The 26,210-nt window shown below is 72.7% G+C and carries 18 protein-coding genes; 6 read left to right on the top strand and 12 right to left on the bottom strand.

Translation table 11 applies throughout. The annotated features are described in order from the left end of the window. Positions 1–204: 204 nt before the first annotated feature. Entirely contained in the window at positions 205–1,137 is a 933-nt protein-coding gene (locus BMW88_RS34995) for a D-2-hydroxyacid dehydrogenase family protein (protein WP_089959468.1), read from the bottom strand. A gap of 9 nt (positions 1,138–1,146) precedes the next feature. Here BMW88_RS34995 and BMW88_RS34990 point away from each other — a divergent pair, with 9 nt between their 5' ends. Continuing rightward, the gene (locus tag BMW88_RS34990; RefSeq protein WP_089959464.1) at positions 1,147–1,620 is read left to right on the top strand and encodes a DUF3291 domain-containing protein; all 474 of its coding nucleotides are present in this window, start codon (positions 1,147–1,149) and stop codon (positions 1,618–1,620) included. A gap of 30 nt (positions 1,621–1,650) precedes the next feature. Here BMW88_RS34990 and BMW88_RS34985 read toward each other — a convergent pair whose 3' ends face one another. The 3 genes from BMW88_RS34985 to BMW88_RS34975 form a co-directional block, all read right to left on the bottom strand. Further along, positions 1,651–2,781: a lipase family protein gene (locus BMW88_RS34985; RefSeq protein ID WP_089959462.1), complete on the bottom strand. Its 1,131-nt coding sequence runs from the start codon at positions 2,779–2,781 to the stop codon at positions 1,651–1,653. Positions 2,782–2,899: 118 nt separating this feature from the next. Beyond that, a complete protein-coding gene (locus tag BMW88_RS34980) occupies positions 2,900–3,997 on the bottom strand; it encodes a calcium:cation antiporter (RefSeq protein ID WP_089959518.1) in 1,098 nt (365 codons plus the stop codon). A 130-nt stretch (positions 3,998–4,127) separates the two neighbouring features. After that, the gene (locus BMW88_RS34975) at positions 4,128–4,520 is read right to left on the bottom strand and encodes an SSI family serine proteinase inhibitor (protein ID WP_089959459.1); all 393 of its coding nucleotides are present in this window, start codon (positions 4,518–4,520) and stop codon (positions 4,128–4,130) included. Between the two features lie 244 nt (positions 4,521–4,764). Between BMW88_RS34975 and BMW88_RS34970 the strand changes: the two genes are divergently transcribed. Together BMW88_RS34970 and BMW88_RS34965 are read left to right on the top strand one after the other, a co-directional pair. Further along, entirely contained in the window at positions 4,765–5,352 is a 588-nt protein-coding gene (locus tag BMW88_RS34970; RefSeq protein WP_177221568.1) for a D-alanyl-D-alanine carboxypeptidase family protein, read from the top strand. A gap of 91 nt (positions 5,353–5,443) precedes the next feature. Continuing rightward, a complete protein-coding gene (locus BMW88_RS34965; protein WP_089959458.1) occupies positions 5,444–6,082 on the top strand; it encodes a TetR/AcrR family transcriptional regulator in 639 nt (212 codons plus the stop codon). A gap of 65 nt (positions 6,083–6,147) precedes the next feature. On the opposite strand, the gene BMW88_RS34960 is transcribed toward BMW88_RS34965, so the two are convergent. Beyond that, positions 6,148–6,816, bottom strand: coding sequence for a TetR/AcrR family transcriptional regulator (locus BMW88_RS34960; RefSeq protein WP_089959512.1), 669 nt, complete (start codon positions 6,814–6,816; stop codon positions 6,148–6,150). A gap of 111 nt (positions 6,817–6,927) precedes the next feature. On the opposite strand from BMW88_RS34960, the gene BMW88_RS34955 reads away from it, so the two are divergent. Together BMW88_RS34955 and BMW88_RS34950 are read left to right on the top strand one after the other, a co-directional pair. Beyond that, positions 6,928–7,431: a COG4315 family predicted lipoprotein gene (locus BMW88_RS34955; protein ID WP_089959455.1), complete on the top strand. Its 504-nt coding sequence runs from the start codon at positions 6,928–6,930 to the stop codon at positions 7,429–7,431. Positions 7,432–7,657: 226 nt separating this feature from the next. Continuing rightward, positions 7,658–9,898 carry an exo-beta-d-1,3/1,6-glucosidase gene (locus tag BMW88_RS34950; protein ID WP_089959453.1) on the top strand — a complete coding sequence of 747 codons (2,241 nt, stop codon included), beginning with the start codon at positions 7,658–7,660 and terminating at the stop codon, positions 9,896–9,898. Here BMW88_RS34950 and BMW88_RS34945 read toward each other — a convergent pair. Genes BMW88_RS34945 through BMW88_RS34915 form a run of 7 tightly spaced genes read right to left on the bottom strand, consistent with a single transcriptional unit; the run spans position 9,895 to position 24,764 of the window. Beyond that, positions 9,895–10,671, bottom strand: coding sequence for a hypothetical protein (locus BMW88_RS34945; RefSeq protein WP_089959452.1), 777 nt, complete (start codon positions 10,669–10,671; stop codon positions 9,895–9,897). The genes BMW88_RS34950 and BMW88_RS34945 overlap by 4 nt on opposite strands. Continuing rightward, positions 10,668–12,422 (bottom strand): methyltransferase domain-containing protein, encoded by a 1,755-nt coding sequence (locus tag BMW88_RS34940; RefSeq protein WP_089959450.1) that lies wholly within the window; start codon positions 12,420–12,422, stop codon positions 10,668–10,670. The genes BMW88_RS34945 and BMW88_RS34940 overlap by 4 nt, the downstream gene beginning before the upstream one ends. Next, the gene (locus tag BMW88_RS34935; RefSeq protein ID WP_089959448.1) at positions 12,419–13,546 is read right to left on the bottom strand and encodes a glycosyltransferase; all 1,128 of its coding nucleotides are present in this window, start codon (positions 13,544–13,546) and stop codon (positions 12,419–12,421) included. The genes BMW88_RS34940 and BMW88_RS34935 overlap by 4 nt, the downstream gene beginning before the upstream one ends. Further along, entirely contained in the window at positions 13,543–14,310 is a 768-nt protein-coding gene (locus tag BMW88_RS34930) for an alpha/beta fold hydrolase (RefSeq protein ID WP_089959446.1), read from the bottom strand. Before BMW88_RS34930 ends, BMW88_RS34935 begins: the two co-directional genes overlap by 4 nt. Next, on the bottom strand, positions 14,303–14,563 hold the full coding sequence (locus BMW88_RS34925) for an acyl carrier protein (protein ID WP_089959445.1): 261 nt from the start codon (positions 14,561–14,563) through the stop codon (positions 14,303–14,305). The genes BMW88_RS34930 and BMW88_RS34925 overlap by 8 nt, the downstream gene beginning before the upstream one ends. Then, positions 14,563–18,228: a type I polyketide synthase gene (locus BMW88_RS34920; protein WP_089959443.1), complete on the bottom strand. Its 3,666-nt coding sequence runs from the start codon at positions 18,226–18,228 to the stop codon at positions 14,563–14,565. Before BMW88_RS34920 ends, BMW88_RS34925 begins: the two co-directional genes overlap by 1 nt. Beyond that, positions 18,216–24,764, bottom strand: coding sequence for a type I polyketide synthase (locus BMW88_RS34915; RefSeq protein WP_089959510.1), 6,549 nt, complete (start codon positions 24,762–24,764; stop codon positions 18,216–18,218). Before BMW88_RS34915 ends, BMW88_RS34920 begins: the two co-directional genes overlap by 13 nt. Before the next feature lie 442 nt (positions 24,765–25,206). Here BMW88_RS34915 and BMW88_RS34910 point away from each other — a divergent pair, with 442 nt between their 5' ends. Continuing rightward, the gene (locus tag BMW88_RS34910) at positions 25,207–26,157 is read left to right on the top strand and encodes an acyltransferase domain-containing protein (protein ID WP_089959441.1); all 951 of its coding nucleotides are present in this window, start codon (positions 25,207–25,209) and stop codon (positions 26,155–26,157) included. The last annotated feature ends 53 nt before the right edge of the window (positions 26,158–26,210 follow it).

The following is a 26,210-nucleotide window of genomic DNA, read 5'->3' as shown; positions in this document are numbered from 1 at the left end:
CGGCAGGCACTTCCGGAGTGGCGCTCGGGCCACCCCATCCGCAGCTCAGACGCCGTGGAGAGATGCCCTGCCCTCAGTAGCCGGCGCGCACCCCCAAAGACCGAAAGATGCGCTTTCAGGCCAGGTGCGGATGGCATTGCCTCTCCGAGTACGTATGGAGAACCGCGCCATTGCCCGCGATTCACGGGGATGAGTGCGGAGTCGTCACCGCAGCTCGCGCACCGGCGCTCCCGCCAGGAAGGCGTGGATGTCCTCCACGGCCTCGCGGAAGTAGACGCGGTAGTTCTCCTCGGTGACGTACCCGAGGTGCGGGGTGGCGAGCACGTTCGGCAACCTCCGCAGCTCGTCGTCCAGCGGCAGCGGCTCCACCTCGAACACGTCGAGACCCGCACCGGCGATCCGCCGCTCCCGCAGCACCTCCAGCAGTGCCGCACCGTCCACAACGGCCGCTCGCGAGGTGTTCACCAGGAACGCCGACGGCTTCAGGCACGCCAGGGCCGCCGCGTCCACCAGGCCGCGGCTGCGGTCGCTCAGGACGACGTGGATCGAGGCGAAGTCGCTCTGCGACAACAGCTCGTGCAGACCGGACGCCAGCCGGACGCCCTCGGGCCCGGTCCGGTCGGCGGTGAGGTTCGGGCTCCACGCGACGACGTCCATGCCGAACGCCTTGCCGACGCGGCCGACCGACCGGCCGAGGTGGCCGAAGCCGAGCAGGCCCAGGGTGCGGCCGGCGAGGTCGGCGCCGATGGTGCTCTGCCACGGGCCGCCGGCGCGGAAGGCCGCGTTCTCGGCGACCAGGTTGCGAGCGAGGCCGAGGATCAGCGCCCAGGTCAGCTCCGTGGGCGGGGTCTTGGCGCTGCCGGTGCCGCACACCGTGACGCCGCGGTCGCGGGCCGCGGCGAGGTCGATCGCGGCGTTGCGCATGCCGCTCGTGACGAGCAGCCGCAGCCGGGGCAGCCGGGCGAGGAGATCGGCGGTGAACGGGGTCCGCTCGCGCATGATCACGACGCACTCGGCCTCGGCCAGGGCGGCGGCCGGGTCGTCCAGGTGCTCGCGCAGCACCGTCACGTCGAGGCCCGACCAGTCGGCGGCCGCGAGGGCCACGCCCTGGTAGTCGTCCAGCACCACGCACTTCATGAGCTGATCATGTCAGAGTGGGGCATGGGGGATTTTCAGCTCGCACAGGCCAACATCACGATCGGCCGGTGGTCGTTCGACCACCCGCGGATGCGCGGGTTCACCAACCGGATCGACCCGGTCAACGACCTCGCGCACCGGGCCCCGGGGTTCGTGTGGCGGCCGTCGGCCGAGCAGGCCATGGCCGACCTGCGCGCGCTCGGGCGCGATCCGTGGCGCGAGGCGTTCAACATGAGCGTCTGGGAGTCCGTCGAGGCGTTGTGGGAGTTCACCTTCAGCGGTGTCCACCTCGAGGCGGTCAAGCTGAGCGCCCGGTGGTTCGACCCCGAGACGGCGGCGGACGTGATGTGGTGGGTGCCCGCGGGCTACCGGCCCACCGTCGGGGAGGGGCTCGCCAAGCTCGACCTGGTGCGGGCGAACGGGCCGACGGCGGACGGCTTCACGTTCCGGCGGAGGTTCCCCCCGCCGGACTTCCTGGAGTGATCTCCCCGCCGGGGCGATCAGCCGGGGCGATCAGCAGTTGGGGCGCGTCGTGTTGCCGGCGAACCGCTCGCCGAGCCAGTTCATCGCGTTCGAGCCCCACGCGCTCACCGCGGCGACGTGACCGAGCAGCGGCAACGGCGTCCACTGCACGTCGGCGCCCAGCGAGCACCACCGCGACCGCAGCGCCTGCCCCACGCCGAACGGGATCAGCTCGTCCAGCGTGCCGTGGTAGAGGTACACGGGCGCGGCGGGCCTGACCGAACCGAGCGCGTTCTCCCCCAGCCGTTGCTGCCACACCGGGTCCTGGATGACGTTCGGCCGGGTCGTCAGCGAGTCGAGCCGCGTGAACGGCGCCACGAGGGCGATCTCGGCGACGCACGAGTTGCGGATCCGGTCGATGACCTGGGTGCCGCGGGCGTTGAGCACCGACGCCAGCGGCAGCTCCGGGTAGGCGGCGGCGTATCCCGCCGCCGCCGCGAAGACCAGGCCCGAACCGGCGTTGCCGTCGTTGAACTTCGCGACCGCGTTCAGGTCGGCCGGCACACCGCCCGCCGCCACGCCGACGACGTTCACCGAAGGCGCGTAGGACTTCCACTGCTCGGCGGCGGCCGACGCGGCCTGACCACCCTGCGAGTAGCCGAAAACACCGACCGGGGCGTCAGCGGACAGACCGGGGATGCCGCTCGCCGCCCGCGCCACGTCCAGCAGGGCGCGGCCTTCGGAGCGGGCAACCGCGTAGGTGTGGTCCCCCGGCGTGCCGAGGCCTTCGTAGTCGGTGACGGCGACCGCCCAGCCCTTGAACATCGCCTGCGCGAGGAAGGCCGTCTCGACCTCGGTGCCGTTCTGCAGCTGCTGCGACGGCGCGCAGCGGTCGGCCATGCCCTGCGTGCCCATCGCGTACGCCACGATCGGGCGCGGGCCGTTGTTCCACGGCAGCGGCGAGACCAGCACCATGCCGGACACGACGGTGCCGGTGCCCGTCGCGGAGGTCGAGCGGTAGCGGATGTCGTAGGCCTTGACCGGAGCGGGCAGCAGTCTCAGCGGTTCCGGGTGCCACGCCACCTCCCGGCTGCTGACCAGGTCGCCCGGCGCGGCCGCCTGCGCCGGCGGAGCGAGGGCGAACAGGAGCAGGACGGCGGCGAGCACGGCACGGAGCTGCATCGGTGGGACCCCTTTGTGGTAACCGGCGTGACCGCAAAGTAGGGCCGAACGTCGTAACGGGGCAATAGGGCGTTCGGGTCATGGCTTCGCGCCGGACCGGACTGGGTCGTGGCCCGGGCTACGGGTTCACGGCCAGGAACAGGAACGCCGCCAGCAGCACCAGGTGGACACCGCCCTGCAGCCTCGTGGCGCGGCCCGGCACCACGGTCAGCACGCTGACCAGGACCGTGAGCAGCAGCAGGATCATCTGCGTCGAGCCGAGCCCGAGCAGCAGCGGGCCGTCGAGCCAGATCGTGGCCAGCGCGATCGTCGGGATGGTGAGGCCGATGCTCGCGATCGCCGAGCCGTAGCCGAGGTTGAGACTCGTCTGGATGCGGTCGCGCAAGGCGGCGCGCGCGGCGGCGATGGTCTCGGGCAGCAGCACCAGCAGGGCGATCACGACACCGACGAACGACGGCGGGAACCCGGCCGCCCGCACGCCGGCCTCGATCGCGGGTGACTCGATCTTCGCGAGGCCCACCACCGCGACCAGCGCGACGAGCAGGAAGCCCAGCGACGCGAGCGCGGCCTTCCCGGACGGCGCCTCGGCGTGCTCGTCGGCCTCGATCACGCCGTCCTCGTCGACCGGGAGGAAGAAGTCGCGGTGGCGGACGGTCTGGGTGAAGACGAACAACCCGTACAGGGCGAGGGACGCGAGCGCGGCGAACGCGAGCTGCGGACCGGAGAACTCGGGGCCGGGCGTGGTGGTGGTGAACGTCGGCAGCACCAGCGTGAGCGCGGCCAGCGTCATCACCGTGGCGAGCGCGCCGCCGCTGCCCTCGGCGTTGAACAGGGTGGTGCCGTGCTTGAGCGCGCCGAGCAGCAGCGCGATGCCGACGATGCCGTTCGTGGTGATCATGACCGCCGCGAAGACGGTGTCGCGCGCCAGTGACGACGCCTCGGGGCCGCCGGACACCATCAGCGTGACGATCAGGGCCACCTCGATGATCGTCACCGCCACCGCGAGGACCAGCGACCCGAACGGCTCCCCGACCCGCAGCGCCACGACCTCGGCGTGGTGCACGGCGGCGAGCACGGTCCCGGCGAGGACCAGTGCGACGAGCGCCACGAGCACGGGGGCGAGCTCCCGTCCCCACGTCAGGACGAGCAGCAGCACGCCGAGCGCGGGGGCGATGGTCGTCCAGGAGAGCAGGGGGAAACGCGAGGTGGCGGCCATGATCTCACCCTCGCACACCGCTCAGGCCACCCGCCATTCGGCGCAACACCGTTCCGGGTGCGCAGAAATGTGGAGCGGAGCGCCCCTGCCGCGCCCCGCTCCACATTGATGGCCGGTGTCCTTTCGATTCCTAGAAATCGAACAGGGCACCGGTGTGCGCCAGCATGACGCACGAGTTCGGATAAGTGTGCACCTGGTGCACGGGTGCACCGCGCCAGAAACCGGACATCGACACTTCGACCGGCGCGTGGTGCAGCGTGCAGGCCCTGCCGTCGGCCTGCATCGACCCCAGGTCGGCACCGGTGGCCGCCAGCGTCGCGCAGGCGAGGGCCCTGAGCGGGTGGCTGTCACCCCGGTCGCAGGTCAGGACGGTCGCCTTGAAGGCGTTGCCGTCGAACTCGGAGTACTGCGCCGTCAGGACCAGAACGGTGCCCGCCGGTGCGGCGGGAGCGGCCTGGGCGGTGCCGGCGAAGGTGAGAACAGAAGCGAGGAGTGCGACGAACGTGAAAATGCGGGCGGACATGAAAGCGGTCCTCCTGAGACCTGGTGCAAATCGGGCCGGTTCTCGGCCGCCGCAGATGTTGCCACCACGTTTCGGCGCCGCGAAAGGGGCCAGGAACTGTTCACCGATCACATTCGCGCGCCCTGCGAAAGCACGACTGGGCCGAACGGATGTGTTGTGCGCCACGTTCGCCGGGACACGGCTGCCGAGGGACTGTTACGGGTTGCTGACAGAGATACCCGTCCGCCGACGTATTATCCGAATCATGTCCAAGACCTCCAGACGCGTCGTGTTCGGCGTGCTGCTGATCGTCACACTCGTGGTTTCCGCCGGCGGCGCGCTGGGATACCTGGGCAGATTGACGCTCGTGTTCGACCGGCAGCCGGGAAAGCCGATCGCGATTGTCGAGGAGGTGCCGGGACCACCGGACGGTCCGCCGTGCCCGATCGACGCCCGCTACTTCGACGAAAAGCCGGAGGGGCTTCGCCCCGAGGTTCTGCAGGCTTGGCTCTCGTTGCGCGCCAAGGCCGCTGAGCAGGGCGTTCAGCTGTGCCTGAACGACGGCAAGCGCAGCCGCGGGCAACAGCAGGCCGAGTTCGACGAGGCCGTCGAGAAGTTCGGCAGCGCGGAACTCGCGTCGAAGTACGTGCTGAACCCGCCGGACCGGTCGATGCACGTGATCGGATTCGCGGTGGACGTGCAGCCGATCGAATCAGCGAAATGGGTCGAGAAAAACGGCGGCACCCTCGGCTGGTGCCGCCGCTACGAAAACGAGCAGTGGCATTTCGAGTACCACGCCGGCTACGCCACGGGCGGCTGCCCCGCACTGGTTCCGAGCGCGACCGGCGGCTGATCGTCCGTGCAAAGGTCTAGACGCCTGACCGCGTCCGAGGTTGCGCCGAAGTAATCTGACAACCCCGGTTACCAGTGGGGAGCACCTCTCCGTGGCACGTGCCTATGGCGGTATCTCGCCCGAGCAGCGCAGGGCGCAGCGCCGGGCGAGGCTGCTGCGCGCGGGGCTGGCGCTGTTCACCGGCACGGGCTTCGCCGCCACCCGGATCTCCGAGCTGTGCCGTGAGGCCGGCGTCTCCACGCGCACCTTCTACGAGGAGTTCGCCTCGAAGGAGGAGCTGCTGCGCGAGCTGCACGACCTCATCAACGCCACGGCGTTCGCCGAGGTCCGCTCGACGCTCGCCGCGCTGGAGACCGAGGACCTCGTGAGCAGGGTCACGACGCTGCTGGACGTGTTCGTGCGCACCGTGACCGCCGATCCGCGCGCTCCCCGGCTCAACTACGTCGAGGCCGTCGGGGTGAACGCGGAGATCGAGCGGCAGCACGTGCGGTGGGTGAGCACGTGGGCCGAGTTCATCGAGTCCGAGGCCCTTCGCGCCGCCGCCGCCGGAACGGCGCCACGGCGGTCCTACCGGCTGACGGCGATCGCGCTGGTGGGGGCGATCACCGGGCTGCTGCGCGAGTGGCAGGCGCACGAGCCACCACTCGCCGCCGACGAGATCGCCGCAGAGATCCGCGAGTTCGTGCTGGCGGCGATCACCCGGCCCCAGCGCGCGAGCCAGACCACGTGACAGCACCACCACGAGGCCGCCGGACAGCGCCGCGAGCGAGCTGGTCTTCCTGAGGTGGGAGCGGTCTACGCCCCGTCGGCGAGCCGGGCCAGCAGCTCCCGGAGGAGCCCGAGCTCCCCCGGCGTCAGCGGCACGTCCGAGCGCGCCACCTGCGCCAGCAGCACGCGAGCCGCCGACGCCAGGCCCGCCTCGCCGGCCTGCGCGACGAGCACCGACCCGAACACCGCCTCCCTGGTCCGCTCCGACAGCTCCACCAGGCCGGGGTTCGCGATCAGCAGGATCGTGGTGCCGACCGAGGCCGCGTGGATGGTGCGCACGGCGTCGTCCACCGGCATCGTGAGCAGTCCGGCCTCGCCGATCCGGGTGACGATCCGGCGCAGGATTCGTTCGCCCTCCAGCGATGCGGGGTGCTGGGTCGTCCGCGCACCGCCGTACATCAGGCCGTAGAGGGCCGGATTGCGCAGGCCGAACTCGACGTGACCGTCCCAGCCGCGGCGCAGGTCCTCGACGGGGTCGGCGGACGGCGACCGGTCGCGCTTCTCCCGCAGGTACCGGTCGAACCCCACCGCGACGACGGCGTCGAGCAGGCCCTTCTTGTCGCCGAAGTGGTGGTAGACCGTCGGTGGTGTCACGTTCGCCGCCGCGCACACGTCACGGATCGACGCGCCTTCCACGCCCGCCTTGTCGACCAGCTCGGTCGCCGCGGCCAGGATCCGGTCCCGCACCTCGCTCATGCGACAGAACCTATACAAGATCTTGTCACCGTCCTGGCGGCGGCCGGTGGCCATGCCGATCACCACGACGCCCGCTGAACCGGACAGGGCCCACCGTCCGTAGTCCCGGTCGTGATCCGATTCGCCGCCGTCGTCGCACTGGCCGTCTGCCTCGGGGCGTGTTCCGCACCGCCGGAGGAGACCGCCGCGCCGGAGGAACCCGAAGCCGCGGCCGGGCCGGTCGCGGGCCCGGTCCAGGTGCTGCCGGGTGACATCGCGACGCTGCGGGTGGAGCAGTCCCCCGCCGTCGGTCCCGTGGTCGCCGACCGCGACCACTACACGCTCTACTTCACCACCCAGGACGGCACCGACCCGCCAGCGTCGACCTGCCTCGAACCGGAGTGCACGCTGGTGTGGGCGCCGTTGCTCGCCAAGGGCGGCGAGATCGAGGCGCCGGAGCTCGCCCCGGAGCTGCTCGGCACGGTGCGGCGGCCGGACGGGCTGGAGCAGGTCACGATCGGCGGCAAGCCGGTCTACCGGTACGTCGACGACGAGGTGGCGGGCGACGCCACCGGGCACGGCACCGACAACCGCTGGTTCGCCATCGCACCGGACGGGGGCAAGGCCGGCCGCTGAACGCCGCCGCCTCCGCGCCGCACGACGATCGCGCGGCGTGACGCCTGGACCGCACACCGGAACCGGCTGTCCGAACGGGGCAGCCGGTTTATCACGTTCGGGTGTCTCAACCGATTCGTTTGTACCGGAAATCCCGAAACCGGTTTCGCCCGGTACCGGTTTCAGCTATGAACTGTGAGAGCGCTCCCATAGACGCTGCCGCCGCACGAGCCCTCTCGGAGACCACATGGATCGCGACGACGTGCCCTACCTCGACTCCACGCTGCCCACCCCGGAGCGGGTCGCCGACCTCCTGGCCCGCATGACACTGCCCGAGAAGGTCGGGCAGATGATGCAGCTGGACTCGAGGGAGGACCTGGACGACCACGTGCTGCGCAAGCACGTCGGCTCGATCCTGCACACTTCGCCCGAGCGTGTGCTGCGCGCGCAGGACCTCACCACGCAGACGCGGCTCAGGGTGCCACTGCTCATCGCCGAGGACTGCATCCACGGCCACTCGTTCTACGAAGGCTCCACGATCTTCCCCACCCAGCTCGGCATGGCCGCCACCTGGGACCCGGACCTCGTCGAGCAGGTCGCGCGGGTCACGGCGGTGGAGGCCTCGGCGACCGGCGTGCACTGGACGTTCTCCCCGGTGCTGTGCATCGCGCGCGACCTGCGCTGGGGCCGCGTCGACGAGACGTTCGGCGAGGACCCGGTGCTGATCGGTGAGCTCGCGGCGGCCATGGTCCGCGGCTACCAGGGCGACGGCCTCGCCGACGAGACGGCGATCCTCGCGACCGCCAAGCACTTCGCCGGCTACTCGGAGACCCAGGGCGGCCGGGACGCGAGCGAGGCCGACCTGTCGCGGCGCAAGCTGCGGTCGTGGTTCCTGCCGCCGTTCGAACGGGTCGCCCGCGAGGGCTGCGCGACGTTCATGCTCGGCTACCAGTCGACCGACGGCGTCCCGATCACGGTCAACTCGTGGCTGCTCGACGAGGTCCTGCGCGGCGAGTGGGGCTACCGGGGCACCCTGATCACCGACTGGGACAACGTCGGGCGGATGGTCTGGGAGCAGAAGCTGCAGCCCGACTACGCCCACGCCGCCGCGGCCGCCGTCAAGGCCGGCAACGACATGATCATGACGACCCCGCAGTTCTTCGAGGGCGCTCTGCAGGCCGTCGAGGACGGCCTGCTGGCCGAGTCCGACCTCGACCGCGCCGTCACCCGGATCCTGACGCTCAAGTTCGACCTGGGCCTGTTCGAGAACCCGCGCAGGCCCGACGCCGAGCGCCAGCGCGTGATGATCAACCACGACGACCACGTGGCGTTGAACCTGCAGGTCGCGCGCCGTTCGCTGGTGCTGCTGCGCAACGACGGCGTGCTGCCGTTCAGCAAGGCGGAGGGCCGGATCGCCGTCGTCGGCCCGCTCGCCGACGACGCCCAGACCCAGCTCGGCGACTGGGCCGGCTCGTCCGGCCAGGCCGACTGGCTGCCGAACGGCCACCCCCGCGAGATGATCACCACGGTCCTCGACGGCCTGCGCGAGCTGTCGTCGCAGGAGGTCACGTACGCGCGCGGCGCGGACATCCTCACGCTGGAGCCGGACCCCGCCGGGGACACGTTCCCGGACGGCCAGCCGCGCCCGCCCATCGTGCGGCCGTGCCCGCCGGACGCGGACCTGATCGCCGAGGCCGTCGCGGCGGCCGAGGCGGCCGACTACGTGGTGGCCGTCGTCGGCGACCGCATCGAGCTGGTCGGCGAGGGCCGTTCCACCGCCACGCTCGACCTGATCGGCGGCCAGATCGCCCTGCTGGACGCGCTCGCCGCGACCGGCAAGCCCCTGGTCGTCGTGCTGCTCGCCTCCAAGCCGCTGGTGCTGCCCGAGTCGGCCCGCAACGCCGCCGCGCTGCTGTGGGTCGCCAACCCCGGCATGCAGGGCGGCCGCGCGATCGCCGAGGTGCTGCACGGCCTGGTCGAGCCCAGCGGCCGGCTGCCGATCTCGTTCGCGGCGCACGCCGGCCAGCAGCCGACCTACTACAACCAGATCCGCGGTCAGCACGGCACGCGCTACGCCGACCTCACGCAGGAGCCGGCGTTCGCGTTCGGCGAGGGCCTGTCGTACACCACCGTCGAGTACGGCGACCTGCACGTGGAGACGGCGGTGCTGCGCCCGGACGAGACCGTCAAGGCGTGCATCTCGCTGACCAACACCGGCTCCCGGCCCGCGCGCGAGACCGTGCAGGTCTACGTCAGCGACGCCGTCACGTCGGTGAGCTGGGCGGACAAGGAGCTCAAGACGTTCAGGCAGGTCGACCTGGCGCCGGGCGAGACGGTCGAGGTCGCCCTGGAGCTCCCGGTCGCCGCCTGCACGATCGTCGACGCCGCCGGCAACCGGGTGGTCGAGCCGGGCGAGTTCGTCCTCCTGGTGGGTCCGAGCTCGAAGGACCTCCGCCGGGCGGAGTTCACGGTCAAGCCGCAGTTCTAGGCGACGCCGAAGCCGCCGAGGGGACGGGGGACAATCGTGAGGTAGCGGGGAGGGACCTCCACCGCCCTCGTGATCGCCTTCTTCACCGCCGGGACCAGGTCGGCGTCGACGAGAGCGACAGCGGGCCTGCCCGGCGGGTCGACCAGCGTGCTCGCGCCGTGCGCCCCGGCGGCGAGCGCCGCGCGCACCACCGCGTCCTGCTCGGGATCCGGGTCCTGGGCGTGGTGGTACGCCGTCAGCTCCTCGCCGAGATCACCGGTCCCCGGGGTGAACGGGCGTTCCCGCTGCGGCTCGGCGCGCCGGATCCGCGTGTCGACCACCAGCAGCCGCCGGCCGGGCAGGTCGAGGTCCACCGCGGGCGGCTCGTCGAACCGCTCGCCCGCGAGGTCCCGCAGCGCCAGCGCGACAGCGGTGCGCAGTGCCTCCCCCGCGGACAGGCCGCTGCCCCGCGGCAGGTCGACGCTGCACATCAGCGTGGCGCCGCCGGAGCTGCCGGCCACCGGAGCCGCCCACGGCGGGAGCTCGTCCGAGGGCAGCACGGCGCGTTCGGCGGGCCGGTTCACCGACACCAGCTCGAGCCGGCCGTCGTCACGCCGGTCGCCCGCCACGATCGCGCCCCACTTGGCGGGCACCCGCACCGCGCCGCCGAGCAGGTTCAGCACCCCCGGCGCGTACCAGACGCCCTCGGCGGGCCGGCCGAAGGTGCGCCGGAACGCGTGCGGCACCAGCCTCAGCTCCGGCGCGATCTCCGGCCGGTCCGCGATGTCGGTCATGACGACGTCTTCCTGGCCAGGAGCCGGTAGGCGTTGCCGGTGCCGGTGCGGCGCGCCAGGAACCGGTTCACGGTCTGGTCCAGCGCCACGGCGACGAAGAACGCCGGGATGCCCAGCGACCACACCAGGAAGCTGCGGGTCCTGCGCAGCCGGACCCGCTCCGGGCGCCACGGCGCGGGCGTGCGCGGCGCGACGTTGCCGAGGAACAGCAGCAGCGCGAGCGTGAAGTCGTTGCAGAGGTGGGCTTTCGCGCGTTCGGTGGCCACTGTGGTCAGTCCGCGCTCGGCGAGGGCGGACTCCAGGTTGCCGATCGGCATCATGTGCTGGTGCTGCGGCTGGAACCACGGCATCCAGTACCGACCGAACAGCCGCCCGAGCCGCCACTCCGGGTCCGGCAGCTCGATCAGCAGGTACCCGCCGTCGGGCAGCACGTCCGCCGCGATGTCGAGCTCCTCCCACGGGTCGCGCACGTGCTCGAGGTAGTGGTGCATGCTGATCACGTCGTAGCGGCCCCTGAGCTCGCCCGCGAAGTCCTTGAAGCTGCCCCGGTAGGCCCGCTCGATCCGCCCGAGCCTGGCCGCGTCCTCGATGGCCGCGCCCTGGTCGAGCCCGTCGAACACCGTCGCCGGCAGCACCTCCTTGGCGCCCAGGCAGAAGTGCGCGTGGCCGGAGCCGACGTCGAGCCACCGCCGGGGTGTCGTGAACGGCTCGACCATGCGCGCCCGGCCGTAGTACGGCTCGGTCTTGCCGGAGAACACCGCCTCCGCCGACGTCTCGCCGAGACCGTCGTAGAAGTCGCGGTAGTAGAAGCCGAGACCTTCCTCGGACAGCCGCGGGTTCTGCCAGACGTGTCCACATCGGACGCAGCGGTCCATCGTGAACGTGCCGGGCTTGCGCTGCACCAGGTCCGTGGCAGTCACCCACCGCCGGAGGTCGGAGCCGCCGCAGGAGGGGCAGGTCTCGCGCCGGTCCTCGTGGAAGTCGCGGCCGCGGTTCTGCTCGTACCAGGGCGCGGCCTGCTCCAGGTGCCGGGCCTGGCGACGTTCGGCCGTGGACTTCCTGCCCCCGGCCGTGGCGAACCACAGGAAGGGCGTGCGCAGCGGCCGCGGCACCCACAGGTCGCGCGGTCGCAGCGGCGTTCCGGCGAACACCAGCAGCGGGTGCGCCCAGTACGCGGCCAGCGCGACGAGCCCCGACCGCCAGTCCAGGACCAGGGCGGCCACCACGGTCGCGTACCCGATGACCGAGCCGGCGATCCACAGCGACGGCCGCTTGCCGAGCTGGCGCAACGTCGCCGCGCGGTAGCCGAGGTCGTGCGGCCCGGCCTCGAGGCCCGGCGCGACCGCGATGCCGGCCCGCGCGTGCACGTGGTCCTTGACCCGCCGCACGAACGCGACGAACTCGGTCGGGTCGTCCGGGTCGACGTCCTCGCGGTACTCCTCGCGCACCAGCACGGCCTGCGCGGCGCTGACCCCGCGCGCCCACCGGTCGTCGCGGTACCGGGCCGGGTCGACCGCGCCGAGCAGGTCCAGCGCGGCCACCACCGGAAGGTCGGGCGGTACCAGGTCCACGAGGTCGTCGTCGGTCTCCCACGAGCCCCGTGGACGCACCCCGGTCGCGGTGAGCAGCGCGTGTTCGCCCGCGCCCGGCGCGAGCACCCGCAGCCCGGCCGCGCGGGAACGCAGGCGCAGGACGTCCAGCAGGACGACCAGCACCACCAGTCCCGAGATGATCATTCCGGCGAGCGTCACCCGGCCACCACCTTCTCCAGTAGGTCGGCCGCGGCACCCGCGCCGCCCGCCGCCGAGAACGACTCCCGCACCAGCTCCGCCGCGGCCGCGTACTCCGGCTCGTCCAGCACGGACTCCAGTGCGCTCCGCACCTCCGCGGCACGCGCCCGCGAGTAGGTCAGCCGCACGCCGGCCCCGGCCGCCACCACCTGGGCGGCCACCGTGGGCTGGTCGTCGCGGATCGGTGCGACGACCAGCGGCAGCCCGTGGGCCAGCGCCTCGCACACCGTGTTGTGGCCGCCGTGCGTGACGACGGCGTCCAGGTGCGGCATCAGCGCGAGCTGCGGCACGGCCGGTCGCACCAGCACGTTCGGCGGCGCCGGCCGCGGTGGCGCCACCATGACCACCTGCAGGTCGAGGTCCGCGACCGCGTCGAGCACCTGGCCGAGGAACCGTTCCCCCGCCGGGCCGTTCAGCGTGCCCAGGGAGACGAGGACCCGCCGCCCGCCGGTCAGCCGCTCCCACGGGAAGCCCACCCGCTCGACGCGGTGGGTCAGGGCCGGCCCGACGAACGCGACCTCGTCCCCGACCTCCTCGGTCACGAGCGCCTTGGAGCTGTAGACCAGCACGAGCCGGTCCGAGAACCGGATGTCACCGCCCGCGAAGCCGTGCAGCAGCCCGCGCACCCAGGCGTCGACCCTGGGCATCGTCCTGAGCGGGTTGACCAGCTCGGCGGAGGTGCTGGCCGAGGTCACCCACGGCAGGCCGGCGTTCTTCGCCACCAGCGGTCCCGCCAGCGCCTGCTGGTCGGCGACGACCACGTCCGGCTGGAAGCCCCGCACCGCGAACCGGGTGCCCGGCACCATCGCGTGCCCGAGCGGGATGAGGAACTCCTCCCAGAAGAACTTGAGCACCGCCATCCCGCGCAACGCGAGCCACCGCTGCCGCTTCGCGCGGATCTCGGCTTCCAGCCGGTCGTCGATCGCCGGGAAGACCAGCGCGCCGTCCGGCAGCAGGGGCGCGAGCGTGCCGGGGTGGCCGACCCACGCGACGTCGTGCCCGCGCGCCAGCAGCTCGCCGCCCACGGAGGCGGTCGGGTTGACGTGGCCGGTCAGCGGCGGCACCACGAACAGGAACCGGCTCATGACGGCAACCAGTCCAGCAGCACGCCGAGCAGCTCGGCCGTGGCCTCGCGCAGCACCGTGTGCCCCAGCCCGGGCACCACGTGCAACCGGCAGGACGGGATCCGCTCGCGCAGCTCCGCCGCCGCGCCGATGAGCTCCGACTCCGCGCCGTAGACGCCGAGCACCGGGCACCGCACCTGGGTGAGGTCGAGTTTCGCGGCGGAGCCGAGGTCGTCGATCAGCGTGGTGCCGTTGAGCAACGCGTCGGCGTTCACCGCGAGCTTCGCGACCTTGCGCTGCCCCAGCACCATCAGCTGGTCCTGCGTGCGGTCGAACTCGAGCCCCAGGGCGGCGACGGTCAGCGTGTTCGTGATGTCCTCGAACCACGCCTCGCCGACCACTCCCCCGACCGCGGACTCGACGAGCACGACACCGCCGACCCGTTCGGGCGCCACGACCGCGGCGTGCATCGCGACCACGCCGCCGTAGCTGTTGCCCACCAGGTGAACGGGCGCGGTCACCCCGATCGCGTCGAGCACGGCGATCAGGTCGAGCGCGCTCTCCTCCGGCGTGTACCCGGCGGGCGGCCGTTCGGACAGGCCGTGCCCGCGCAGGTCGAACAGCACGGTGCCGAAGCCGGCCTGCGCCAGCGGTGCGGCGAGGGTGTAGTAGAAGCTCGACAGGTTGTCCATCACCAGGCCGTGCACGAACACCACGACCGGCCGGTCCGCCGGCCCGAGCCGTTGCACGTGGAAGCGCAACCCCCGGGCGTGGACGTCAGACACGAGCCGTGATGTGGTCGACGAGCCGGCCCACGGACATCGCCATGATCTCGTCGATGTCCATGTCGGCGAGGAACGCCACGAGGTCGACGCCGTAATGGGCGTTGAGCTTGTCGGCCAGCGCCACGAACTCGATCGACTCGAGCCCGAGGTCGTCGCTGAACGTGGTGTCGCGGGTGATCTCCCCGACCGGCAGGAAGTCCGGCCCGACCACCTCGGCGATCATCTTGGCGACCTGCTGCAGCACCTCGTCCATCACTTCTCCGTCCTCACGCGGGCGGCGGCTTCGCCTTGTCCGGATACGACTTCGACCTGCGGCACGGCGAACGCGCCGCGCACCTTCCCGTCGGCGGTCACGGTCAGTTCCGCCGGGTAGACCGGCCCGGCCCCGCGGTCCCACAGCGACGCGCGCACGGCGTCCTTCACCGCGATCACCCGCAGCAGCCAGTCCCGCTGCGCCGGCACGTCCAGCCCGCCGTAGTGCTGCCGCTCGGCGGAGTTCAGGTACCGGCGCATGATCAGGTCCCTGGTCGCGCTGTCGGACCAGTTCTCCCGCACCCGCAGCCGGTCACCGTCCCTGGTGGACAGCATCTCGGTGCCGGGCCGGAGCTTCACCTGCCAGATCCGGTCGTCGGTGGTGAACCGGCGGGTGGTCCAGCCGGTGATCCGGCACCACAGCCGCCCGCCCGCGGTCAGCTCGGCGTCGGCGACCATGGTCTGGGCGGTCACCTCGCGGATCCACGCCGTGCAGCGGACGTCACCGGTGGGCGCCGGTCCGTGGAACGACACCTGGTCGATGCCGGTCGGCAGCACCGTCTGGTCGACCGCGTGCGTGACCTGCATCCAGTGGCCGATCAACTGCCCGGCGCTGTCCAGCAGGGCTCCCGGCGCGGGCAGCGGGGTCAGCACACCGGCGATCCCGTTGTCCGCCAGGCAGCTGATCTCCGTGACGCCCGCGAACGCCGGTCCGTGGAACATCCAGTTGTCCCGGTAGAGCTCGCCGGCGGACACCGGCGCCGCGCGGACACCGCGCAGCCGCTCGCCGGACAGCCCGGCGGGCACCGGCGCCATCAGCACGACGCCCTCGGCGTAGTCGCCGACCTTGACGACGACCCTGGCCGGGTTCTCCGCGCGAGCCGAGATCCGCGCCGTCGTCGCCGGCAGCGCCGTCAACCAGCGCTTCGCTCTGACCCCGGCGAAGCCGTGCACGGTGCCACCGGTGAGCCGGCGGGCGGCGTCGGCGAACACCTCCAGCAGACCGGTCGCGGGCACGATCGGGAACCCGTCGGCGAGGTCCGGCCAGCCCGGCGGTTGCGGGAACACGGAGTGGTCCACGAGCTCGGGCATGGTGCGCAAGGAGAACTCGCGGGTGAACGCCGCCTCGTTCGGCCGGAGCGCACCCGCGACCTCGCGCGCGACGGCGGTGGTGTGGGCGAGGAGCTTGCCGACCGCGGCCGCCATCGGGCCGTCGCCCGCGACGAGCACCGGTTCGGCGCCGAGCGGCTCCAGGGTGATCTTCGGCGTGCCGAGCCGCAGCGGGACCCGGTGGGCCGTGCCGCGCTTGAGCCCGAAGACCCACAGGGCCTCCGGCGCGATGTCGGCGTTCACGGCGAGGTGCGGGCGGTCGGACAGCGTGTCGCCGACGAACCCGGTCAGGCTGCCCTGACCGATCTGGACGAACGCGCGGAAGCCGTCGCGGTGCAGGCGTTCGAGCAGCGGCCGGAACCTCACCGGTTCGACGAGGTGGCGCAGGACGAGCTCCCGCACCTCGTCCACGCGCATCGGTGCCAGCGAGTTCGCCGACCACACCGGGACGTCCGGGGCGCGGACCGGTAGCCGGTCGAGCATCTCCTTGGCCCGCCCCAGGTACGGGGTGAGCGCCGGGGTGTGGAAGCCGGTGCGGAACGGCATGAGCTGCGCCATCACGCCGTTGGCCTTGAGAGTGGCGAGAACCTGGTCGAGGCGGTCGGCCGGGCCACAGATGACCGACTGGTGCGGGCAGTTGTCGTGGCTGACCGTCACGCCGTCGACCAGGTGCCGCTCGGCCGTGCCGGCGGAGCACCCCAGAGCGGCGTAGGCGATGTCGACGACCGCGACGGCGCCGGGGCCGAGCGCGGCGACGAACTCGTCGATCGTCGGGTAGATGCCGCCGACGACCATCGCGGTCCACTCGCCCATGCTGTGCCCGGCGAGGGCGCCGGGGGTGATGCCGAGCGCCATCAGCTCGCGCGCCTCGCGGCGGCCGTCCTGCAGCAGCTTGACCGCGTGGCCGACGACCTCCCCGCCGAACTCGCGCTCGAAGCCGGGGAACAGGAACGCGACCTGGTCGGTGCCGGTCAGCAGCGGTTGCGGGGAGAACCAGATGTCGTGGCGGCCCGGCCAGGCCTTGCCGCGGGCGAGCACGCGGGCGGCGAGCTCGAGCTTGCGCTCGTCCGGGTTGCCGATGGCGAGGCGGAACGCGCGGTCGGCGCTGGAGGTGCGGCGCTGTTCGAGGGCCCTGGCCAGGTCCTCCGCGGTGTCCGCGGCGAACGTCATGACCTGTTTGCGGGGCTTGGCGATCGTGTGGCCGTCCAGCACCGCGTGGGCGTTGATCCCGCCGAACCCGAACGCGTTCACGACCGCGCGGTGCGGCCCGCTCCACGCGCGGGCTTCCGCGACCGGCGTGAACCTGGTGCCCCGCAAGGAGCTGTGCGGCCGCTCGACGTGCAGGGTGGGCGGCAGCACGTTGTGGTGCAACGCGAGCGCGGCCTTGATCAGCCCGGCCATGCCGGCGGCGGGCATCGCGTGGCCGATCATCGACTTGACGGTGCCGATGCCGATCTCGTCGCCCTCACCGCCGAACGCGGCGATCATCGTCCGCAGCTCGGCGGCGTCACCGGCCGGGGTGGCCGTGCCGTGCGCCTCGATCAGCCCCGGACCGTCCTCGCGCGGGTCGAGACCGGCGTTGGCCCAGGCCCGTCGCACGGCGAGGAGCTGGCCCTCGGGGTTCGGCGTCATCATGCTCGTCGCACGGCCGTCGCTCGCGGTGCCGACGCCGCGGATCACCGCGTAGACCCGCTCGTCGCCGACGTCTTCGAGGCGCTTCAACAGGACCATGCCGACGCCCTCGGACAGCAGCGTGCCGTCCGCGCTCGCGTCGAACGGCCGGATGCGCTCGCTCGGGCTCAGCGCCCGGAGCTGCGTGAAGACGCTCCACAGCGTCGGGTGGTGGCAGACGTGCACGGCTCCGGCGAGCATGGCGTCCGCGCGGCCCTCCCGCAGCTCGCGGACCGCGTGCTCGACGGCGACCAGGCCGGACGCGCAGGCCGCGTCCACCGTGTACGCGGTGCCCCGCAGGTCGAAGCGGTTGGCGATGCGCGACGCCGCGAGGTTCGGCACCAGGCCGATCGACGACTCCGGCTGCTCGGGGCCGAGCTTGTCGCGGATGGCGCTGCGGACCGCGTCGAGGTCGCCCCCGGCGAGGGACGGGAAGAGGTCCCGCACGACCGACACGACCTCGTCGGCGAGCCTGACCCGCTGGTCGAGGCGGGCGCAGCCGGGCGTGAGGTAGCCGCCGCGGCCGACGACCACGCCGACGCGGTCCCTCGCCGGGAGCACCGCTTCGCCGCCGGCGTCCGCGATGGCCTCCGCCGCCGTGGCGAGCGCGAGGAGCTGGTCGGGCTCCGCACCGTCCACGGTGGACGGCATGATGCCGAACCTGGTCGGGTCGAACTCGGCGAGGTCGTCGACGAACCCGCCGCGGCGGCAGTAGAACCGGTCGCCGGTGGTGCTGTTCCGGTCGTAGTAGGTGGCCGGGTCCCAGCGGCCGCTCGGGATCTCCGCGATGGCGTCGACGCCCGCGGCGATGTTGCGCCAGAACGCCGGGGCGTCGGGGGCGCCGGGGAAGACGGCGCCGATCCCCACGATCGCTACGCCTCCCATCGGTAGACCACCTGCACGTCCTGGCCGGCGGCGATCTCGGCGAGCAGCGCGTCGACGCCGTGCCGCGGCTCGATCAGCGCGACACCGCGGCGCGCGTACTCGCCGGCGAGCCCGACGGCCATGCCCGCACCGGCCCAGGGGCCCCAGTCGACGGCGACGACCCGTCGTTGCCCGCCCCAGAACCGCGCCATGCGGTCGAGCGCGTCGTTGGCGGCCGAGTAGTCGGCCTGGCCGCGGTTGCCGAACACGCCGCTGACGCTGCCGAACAGGACCAGGAAGCCCTCGTCGAACACCGTGGCGGCGTTGACCTTCGTGGCCCAGACGCGGTCGAACGACTCCTGGGTCTTGGCCTCGATGAGCTTGTCGTCCAGCACGCCCGCGCCGTGGATGACGCCGTCGAGCCGCCCGAACCTCGCCTTGATGTCGCCGAGGACCTCACGCACCGCCTCGGCGTCGGTGACGTCGCACTGGTGGTAGCGCACCGAGGAAGCCTTGGCGCGCAGCAGTTCCAGCGTCCGGCGCACCTCGCGCCCGGCGAGCACCCGGCGTGCCGCGGCCGGGACGTCGTCCTTCTCCCCCAGCTCGAACAGCGCCCTGACGAGCTCCGGCTCGGTCGTGGCCGCGGCGAGCCGGTGGTCCTCCTGCGCGATCGGCGTGCGGCCGATCAGCTCGACGTGGCAACCGGTGCGCTCGGCGAGCTCCACCGCCACCAGCGCGGTGATGCCGCGGGCGCCGCCGGTCAGCAGCACGACGCTGTCGGCGTCGAGGCCCGGGTTGCCGTCAGCGAGGGTGCCGGGGGTGAGCTCCGCCGGTACAGCCTCGATCACCTGGCGCCGACCCGCGTGGTAGCCGACGACGGCCGGTCCCGGTCCGATCTCGGCGAGCAGCGCGGTGGCGATGTCGCGGTGGCTCTCCTTGGGGTTGACGTCGACCGCGCGCACGACCAGGTCCGGGTACTCGAGCGCGGCCGTGCGGACCAGGCCGTGCAGGCCGATGTCGGCCGGCAGCTCGTCGGGGGTGTGGTCGAAGCCGAACGTGCCGCCGCCGGTGGTCACCACGACGAGCGCGACGCCGTTCGTCAGGCAGGCCTTGACCTCGCTGAACGACTCCGGCAGCCGGGCACCGAGCCGGACCACGACGTCGACGCCGGTCAGGTCGGCCGGGAACGACGGCTCGACGCGCGGCCGGGCGGTGTGGCGTTCGAGCAGGTCGGCGAGCTCGAGGCCGATGCCGTTGTCGTCGATGATGAGCACGGTCTTCCCGGTGAGGTCGGCCGGTTCGGCCGGCTCGCACGGCACGACCTGCGGGACGAGCCGGACGAGCTTCCCTCCCGCCAGGGGCAGGGCCGGTGCGACCGGCGTGGCGGGGAGGGCCGAGGTGTCACCGAACCATTCCACGATCCCGTCGATCGTCTTGAGCTGCGCCAGCTCGTCGACCGCGCCGGTCGCCCCCAGCTCCTGGGCGAGCTCGCCGACGATCTCCGCGCGCTTGATGGAGTCGATCGACAGGTCAGCTTCGAGGTCCAGGCCCGGCTGCAGCACCTCGACCGGGTAGCCCGTGCGCGTGCTGATCGTCCGCAGCACGACGGCCCGCACGTCCTTGCCGGCAGGCGCGGCCACCGGTGCCGAGCCGAACCAGCCGACAATGCCCTCGATGGTCTTGAGCTGCGCGAGCTCGTCCACCGACCCGGCGGCGCCCAGCTCGGCCACGAGCTCACCGACGATCTCGGTCCGCTTGATCGAGTCGATCGACAGGTCCGCTTCCAGGTCCAGCCCCGGCTGCAGCATCTCCGCCGGGTAACCCGTGCGGGCGCTGATCGTCCGCAGCACGACCGAGGCCACGTCCTCCCGCGGCCCGGCCACCGGGTCCACCACCGGCTCCGCCACGACGACGGGCTGGTCGATCACCTGCCGGACCGGCTGCGCCGGCGACGCGGGCGCGGTGCCGAGGTAGCTCAGCAGGACGTCGCGCTGGGCGCTCACGGCGTCCCGCATGCCGTCCAGGAACTTCTCGACGAGCTCGTCGCGCCCCACTCCCGCTCCCACCCGCAGCGTCGGGAACTCCGTCGCGGGCCGCAGCCCGCCGGGCAGGGCATCGCCGTTCGCGTCCCGCACGAGTCCTCCATCCACGTACCACCTGGGCCGCGGCGGCACGGCCGTCGCCGGTTCGGCCCTGTCCTCGAACAGCGGTGCGGTGTCCACCTCGACACCGGCGACCGCGAGCGCCGCGAGCGTGCGCAGGAACGTCACGTGGTCGTCGCAGCGCAGCGCCTGGTGCGGCCGGTCGCCGAGGGTCCTGCCCACCAGCGAGGTCAGCACGCCGCCCGGCCCGGCCTCGACGAAGATCCGCGCGCCGGCCTCGTACATCGACTCGACCTGCTCCACGAACCGCACCCGGCCCGCGAGCTGCGCGGCCAGTCCTTCCCGCACGTCGGTGTGCGGCCGCGCGGACGCGTTGGACCACACCGGGAACCGCGGCTCGCGCGGGGACACCGCGGCGAGCCGGTCCGCGAACCGCTCGCGGGCACCCGCCATCAGCGGGCTGTGGAACGCGGCGGCGACCGGGATGCTCTTCACGGTGAGCCCGGCGTTCTCCAGGACCGCCACGGCGTCGTGCACGGCCGCGGTCGGTCCGGAGATCACGACCTGCTCGGGCGCGTTGTGGTTGGCCACCACGACGTCCGGCGGCAGCAACGCCTCGACCTCGGCCAGTGGAGCGGACACCGCGGCCATGGTGCCGGGGTCCTCGCCGACGGCGTCCAGCATCGCCTCGGCCCGTGCGGCGCTGAGGTCGAGCAGCTCGTCGGGCCCGAAGACGCCGGCCGCCGACAACGCGACCAGTTCGCCGTAGCTGTGGCCACCGGCCAGGTCCGGCCGCACACCGACGGAGTCGAGCAGCGCGGTGACCATGAGCCCGGCGATGCCGAGCGCCGGCTGCGCGTTGCGGGTGTCGGTGATCTCCGCGCGCTGCCTCGCGATGTCCTCGGCGGTGAGCGCGGCTGGCGGGTACATCACCCGCTCGTACCGGGTGTCCACGAAGTCCTGCAGCCGTGGGAAGGCCGTGAGGAGGTCCAGCAGCATGCCCGGTCGCTGGCTGCCCTGGCCGGGGTAGAGGAACGCGATCTTCGGGCGCTCCCCCGAGCGCAGCAGGACCGTCTCGGACGAACGCCAGGCCTCGACGTCCGCGAGCGCCGCGCGCAATCCCTCGTGGTCGCTGACCACGAACGCCGCCTGGACCGTGCCGCCGGTGCCGCACGCCGCGGCCAGCGAGCGCAGCGGCGTCCGATCGTCGGCGAGCGCGGCCAGCCGGGCGGCTTCGCGCCGGGCGGCGGCCTGGTCCTCGCCGCGGATCAGGAACAGCTCGGCCGGCCAGACCGTCAGGCCGTGGCGCGGCTCGTCGGCGCCGGAGTAGCCGGCGAGCACGGTGTGGAAGTTGGTGCCGCCGAAGCCGAACGCGCTCACGCCCGCGACCCGGTTCCTGCTCGCCCAGGTGCGGTGTCCGAAGGCGAACGGGCTGGTCCGGGCGTCCCAGAAGGCGTTGGGCTGCTTGACGTGCAACGTGCCGGGCCGCACACCGGTGTGCACGGCCAGCGCCGCCTTGATCACGCCGGCGAGGCCCGCCGCGCACTTGGTGTGGCCGATCTGCGACTTGACCGAGCCGATCGTGCAGGCGCCGGGCTCGACGCCGGAGAACATCTTGGTGAGCGAGGCCAGCTCGGTCCGGTCGCCCACCACGGTTCCGGTGCCGTGCGCCTCGACCAGGCCGACCTCGGTGACCGGCACGCCCGCGGCGGCGTACGCCCTGCGCAACGCGCGCTGCTGCCCCTCCGGGCGCGGTGCGGTGAGGCCCAGCGACCGGCCGTCGCTCGACGCGCCGATGCCCTTGATCACCGCGTAGACCCGGTCGCCGTCCCGTTCGGCGTCGGCCAGCCGCTTCAGCACGACGCAGGCCACGCCCTCGCCGAGCGCGATGCCGTCCGCCGCCGAGTCGAACGTGGCGCACCGGCCCTTCGCGGACAACGCCTTGACCGAGGCGAACATCTGGTAGTCGTGCGCGCTGTTGTGCAGGTCGACCGCGCCGCACAGGACCATGTCGCTGGTGCCGCCGACGAGCTCCTTGCACGCCACGTCGAGCGCGGCGAGGCTGGAGGCGCAGGCGGCGTCGACGGTGTAGTTCGCGCCGCCGAGGTCGAGCCGGTTCGCGACGCGGCCCGCGATCACGTTGCCGAGCACGCCGGGGAACGAGTCCTCGGTGAGCGCGGGCAGGTGGTCGTCGAGGCCGGTGATGCCCAGGGCGGGCAACGCGCTGCGGACCGTGTAGGCGTTGGCGAGGTCGGCACCGGCCTCCGCGCCGAAGATCACCGACGTGCGTTCGCGGTCGAAGACCCTGGTCTCGTAGCCCGCGTCCCGCAGGGCCCGCGCCGACACCTCCAGCGCGAGGAGCTGCGCCGGTTCGACGGAGGTCAGCGAGGTGGGCGGGATGCCGTAGGCGAGCGGGTCGAACGCCGTGCGCGGCAGGAAGCCGCCCCAGCGGAACGGGCTGCCGTAGCGGTCGGGCGACCAGCGGTCCGGCGGGACCTCGGTGATGGAGTCGGTGCCGGCGAGGACGTTCGCCCAGAACTCGGCGACGTCGCGGGCACCGGGCATGATCGCGGCCATGCCGACGATGGCGACGTCCAGCGGCCGCGGCCCGGCCTCCTCGGCACTGCCATCGGGCAGCACACCGGAGACGATGTCCTGGTGTAGCCGGGCGATCGTGGTGCGTTCGGACCGGAGGGTGGCGACCTGACCGATCATGAACATGCCCTCGCGGCGCTGCTCGTCCTCGCCGACCTCCGTGAGACCGCTCTCTCCGCGGACGAGGCCGCGGCTGGCGAGCCGGAGCCGGCCGAGGTTGAGCTGCTCGAGCCGTTCCCAGCTCTCCTGCTTCGGCAGGCCGGCCAGCTCCGCGCGGGCCTGCTCGAAGGTGTCCACGTAGGACGTCCGGGCGCACCGGACCGCGTGACCGGGCGAGGTCTCCAGCAGCGCGGTGTCCTCGCACTCCAGGGCGACCTGCTGGAACACCGGCTCGATCGCACCGTGCGCGACGGCTTCCTCGGTGAACAGGTAGGCCGTGCCGACCAGCACGCCGATGGCCGCGCCCCGTGCCGCGAGCGGCGCGGTCATCGCGGAGATCATCGCGGCCGACCGGGCGTCGTGGATGCCGCCCGCGAACAGGGCGGTGACGTCGCCGAGCTCCTTCCCGCGGCCGCGCAGCACGTCGATCTGCTGCTGCCACAGGGTGAAGCTGGTCCTGGGCCCGGTGTGCCCACCGCACTCCGAGCCCTCGAAGACGAACTTGCGCGCGCCCTCGTCGAGGAACCGGCGCAGCAGGGCGGGTGACGGCGCGTGCAGGAACGCCTCGATGCCGGCGTCCTCGAGCTGCTGCGCCTGCGCGGGAGTGCCTCCGGCGACGATCGCGTACTTCGGACGGACCGCGAGCACCGCCTCGAGCTGCCGCGCCCGCAGGTCCGGTGGCGCGAACCCGAGGAGGCCGACGCCCCAGGGCCGGTCGCCGAGCTTCCCGGCGGTCTCGTCCAGCAGCTCCCGCACCGCCGCGCCCTCCATCAGCGCGAGCGCGAGGAACGGCAGCGCGCCGCCCTCGGCGACGGCCGCGGCGAACGCCGGCTGGTCGCTGACCCGCGTCATCGGGCCCTGGGCGATCGGGTAGCGCAGGCCGGGTACGCGGTCGCAGAACGGCCCGCCGGCCCGGATCGGGCGGTGCTCGCCCGCGTGCGCGAGATTGTCGCGAATCCCCCGCTGAATCGCGCCGACGAGGCCTCCGGCGGTACCGAACGAGACGCGGTTGAATTCGGCGAACGCGCCTTCTTGACCAATTTCGAGCGTGTTCTGACGAACATGCACCCGCAACCCGGCGTTCACCACCGTGTCGGCGCCGTCCATCACGCGGACCGCGTTGACAATTTCCCCGGAAATGTGTTTTCGCACCTCCGCGACGAGCGTGAGCTGGCCTTCCAGCACCACGCCGCGCGCGCCGCCGGCGATCGCCGCGGCCGCCGTGTCCGGCCCGATCGATCCAGCCGCCCAAACGGGCAGATCGGTCAGCGCGAGCACCTGCTGGAGCGCCACGAACGCGGGCGAACCGCCGACCCGGCCGCCAGCCTCGGCGCCCTTGGCGATCAGCCCGGCGGCACCGGCCTCGATCGCCGCGACGGCCTCGGCCACCGAGGTGACCACCGCCAGGATACGACGTTCACGCAGGTCAGGGTGCTGAAGAAGGTGCTCTGCCGGATCGTTTCGGCAGAGGTCGACGACCACGGTGTCGACGGTCTCGGGCAGAGGAACGGTCAACGGCCCGTGCAGCCGGACGCCGAACGCGCCGGCGTGGCGCGCGGTGACGCGGGCGAGGTCGGCCGCGGCGTTGGGCCCGAGGTCGAGCACGCCGAGCGCGCCGGCGCGTTCGGCGGCGACCACCAGGGCCGGGTTGGGGGTGCTGAAGGGACTCAGGCACAGCACCCGTTCTCGATCCGACGACATGTTCACTGCGCTCGCTTCCTCACCCTGCAGGGTGGGGAGAAAGGAATTCAGCTCGGGTTACTACTGGCCGGTACAGTTAGTGCGCAGTCACCGTACGCACAGATCGGAGGCGCCGTCGAGAGGCGTAGTGAAACTTTCTCATCTACGTAACCTGACGAATGACCCCAGATGGCGGGGCGCATTACGCCGGTTCGCGGATGGCGCTGTGTGCTATGGCCTCGGGCCGAGCGGCCACGCCCGGCCGGGCGCTCGGCCCGCGAGGTCATCCGGTGGTCCGGCGCGCCCGCGGGCGATCCACTCCAGGAGGCTCCGCGGGCCGGGAACGATCTCGACACCCCGAGCACACGGCGTCTCACCCGGCAGCGTTCACGCCCACAAGCCTCGTCTGTCCATAGTGGACTACACGGCCGAACGGCGTGGACGGCGCCGGTAGCATCGCGGCGTGGACCTGGAGAACACCGCCGCCCGGCTCGGAGTTCCCGTCGAACAGGTGGAGCGCGTGCACCGCCTCGCCGGTGACCGGCCGGCGGCTCCGCTGCCCGCGAAGGCCGACGCGCCCGCCCTCCTCGACCGGCTCGGGGTGCGGCCGGACGACGCCGCCGAGGTCATGGCGGGCTGGCCGGACCCGGGCTCTCCACTGTGGACGGAGGAGCTGCGCTGGCTGCTCGACCGCTCGACCGCCCTGGTGCGCGCCGATCTCGGTGGCCACGACTGGCTGCCACCGGGCCCGGAGCTGCCGCGTGCCCGGGGCCTCGCCTGGCGGCACCTCTACGTCTACGCGTACCTGGCCTTGGTCGGCGACGCCAGGACCTACCACCGCGACCACGGCATCGCCGACGCCGTGTCGTGGGCAACGCTGGCGGACCTGGGCCGCAACCTCGCGATCGACCGGCGGATGCGCGGCGAGGGGTGGCCGGTCATGCAGAGCTGGCTCACCCTGCACTCCCGCGGAGGCGTCTACGAGCTCGGCCGGCTGCAGCACCACCGCGGTGGCTCCACGATCGGCCTGCACATCCCCGACTCGGGACCCTTGACGCCGCAGGCGGTCGACGCGTCGCTCGACGAAGCCCGCGCGTTCTTCCCGCGGCACTTCTCCGACGAGGAGTACGCGGAGTTCTCCTGCGGCTCGTGGCTGCTCGACCCGCAGCTGCTGGAGTACCTGCCCGCGGACTCCAACATCGTCCGCTTCCAGCAGAGGTTCGAGCTGGAGCCCTACGCCGAGCCGGAGGGGATCGACGCCGACGTCGAGGTGCTGCGCTTCGTGTTCCGCACCCTGACCACCCCGCTCGACGAGCTGCCCCGCCGCACGGTGCTCCAGCGCGCCGTCGTCGACCACCTGCGGGCCGGCCGCCACTGGCGGTGGCGGAGCGGTCGCTTCCCGATCCAGCCGTAGGTGTGGCGGGCGTTGCCGGCCCGCAACGGGTTGGTGTCGCGGTAGTACGGCAA

Origin of the sequence: Lentzea xinjiangensis (genome assembly GCF_900110955.1) — a bacterium.
Classification (GTDB): Bacteria; Actinomycetota; Actinomycetes; order Mycobacteriales; family Pseudonocardiaceae; genus Lentzea; species Lentzea xinjiangensis.
The sequence above is the reverse complement of the archived record's forward strand: the minus strand, read 5'-3'. Positions and strand labels throughout refer to the sequence as shown.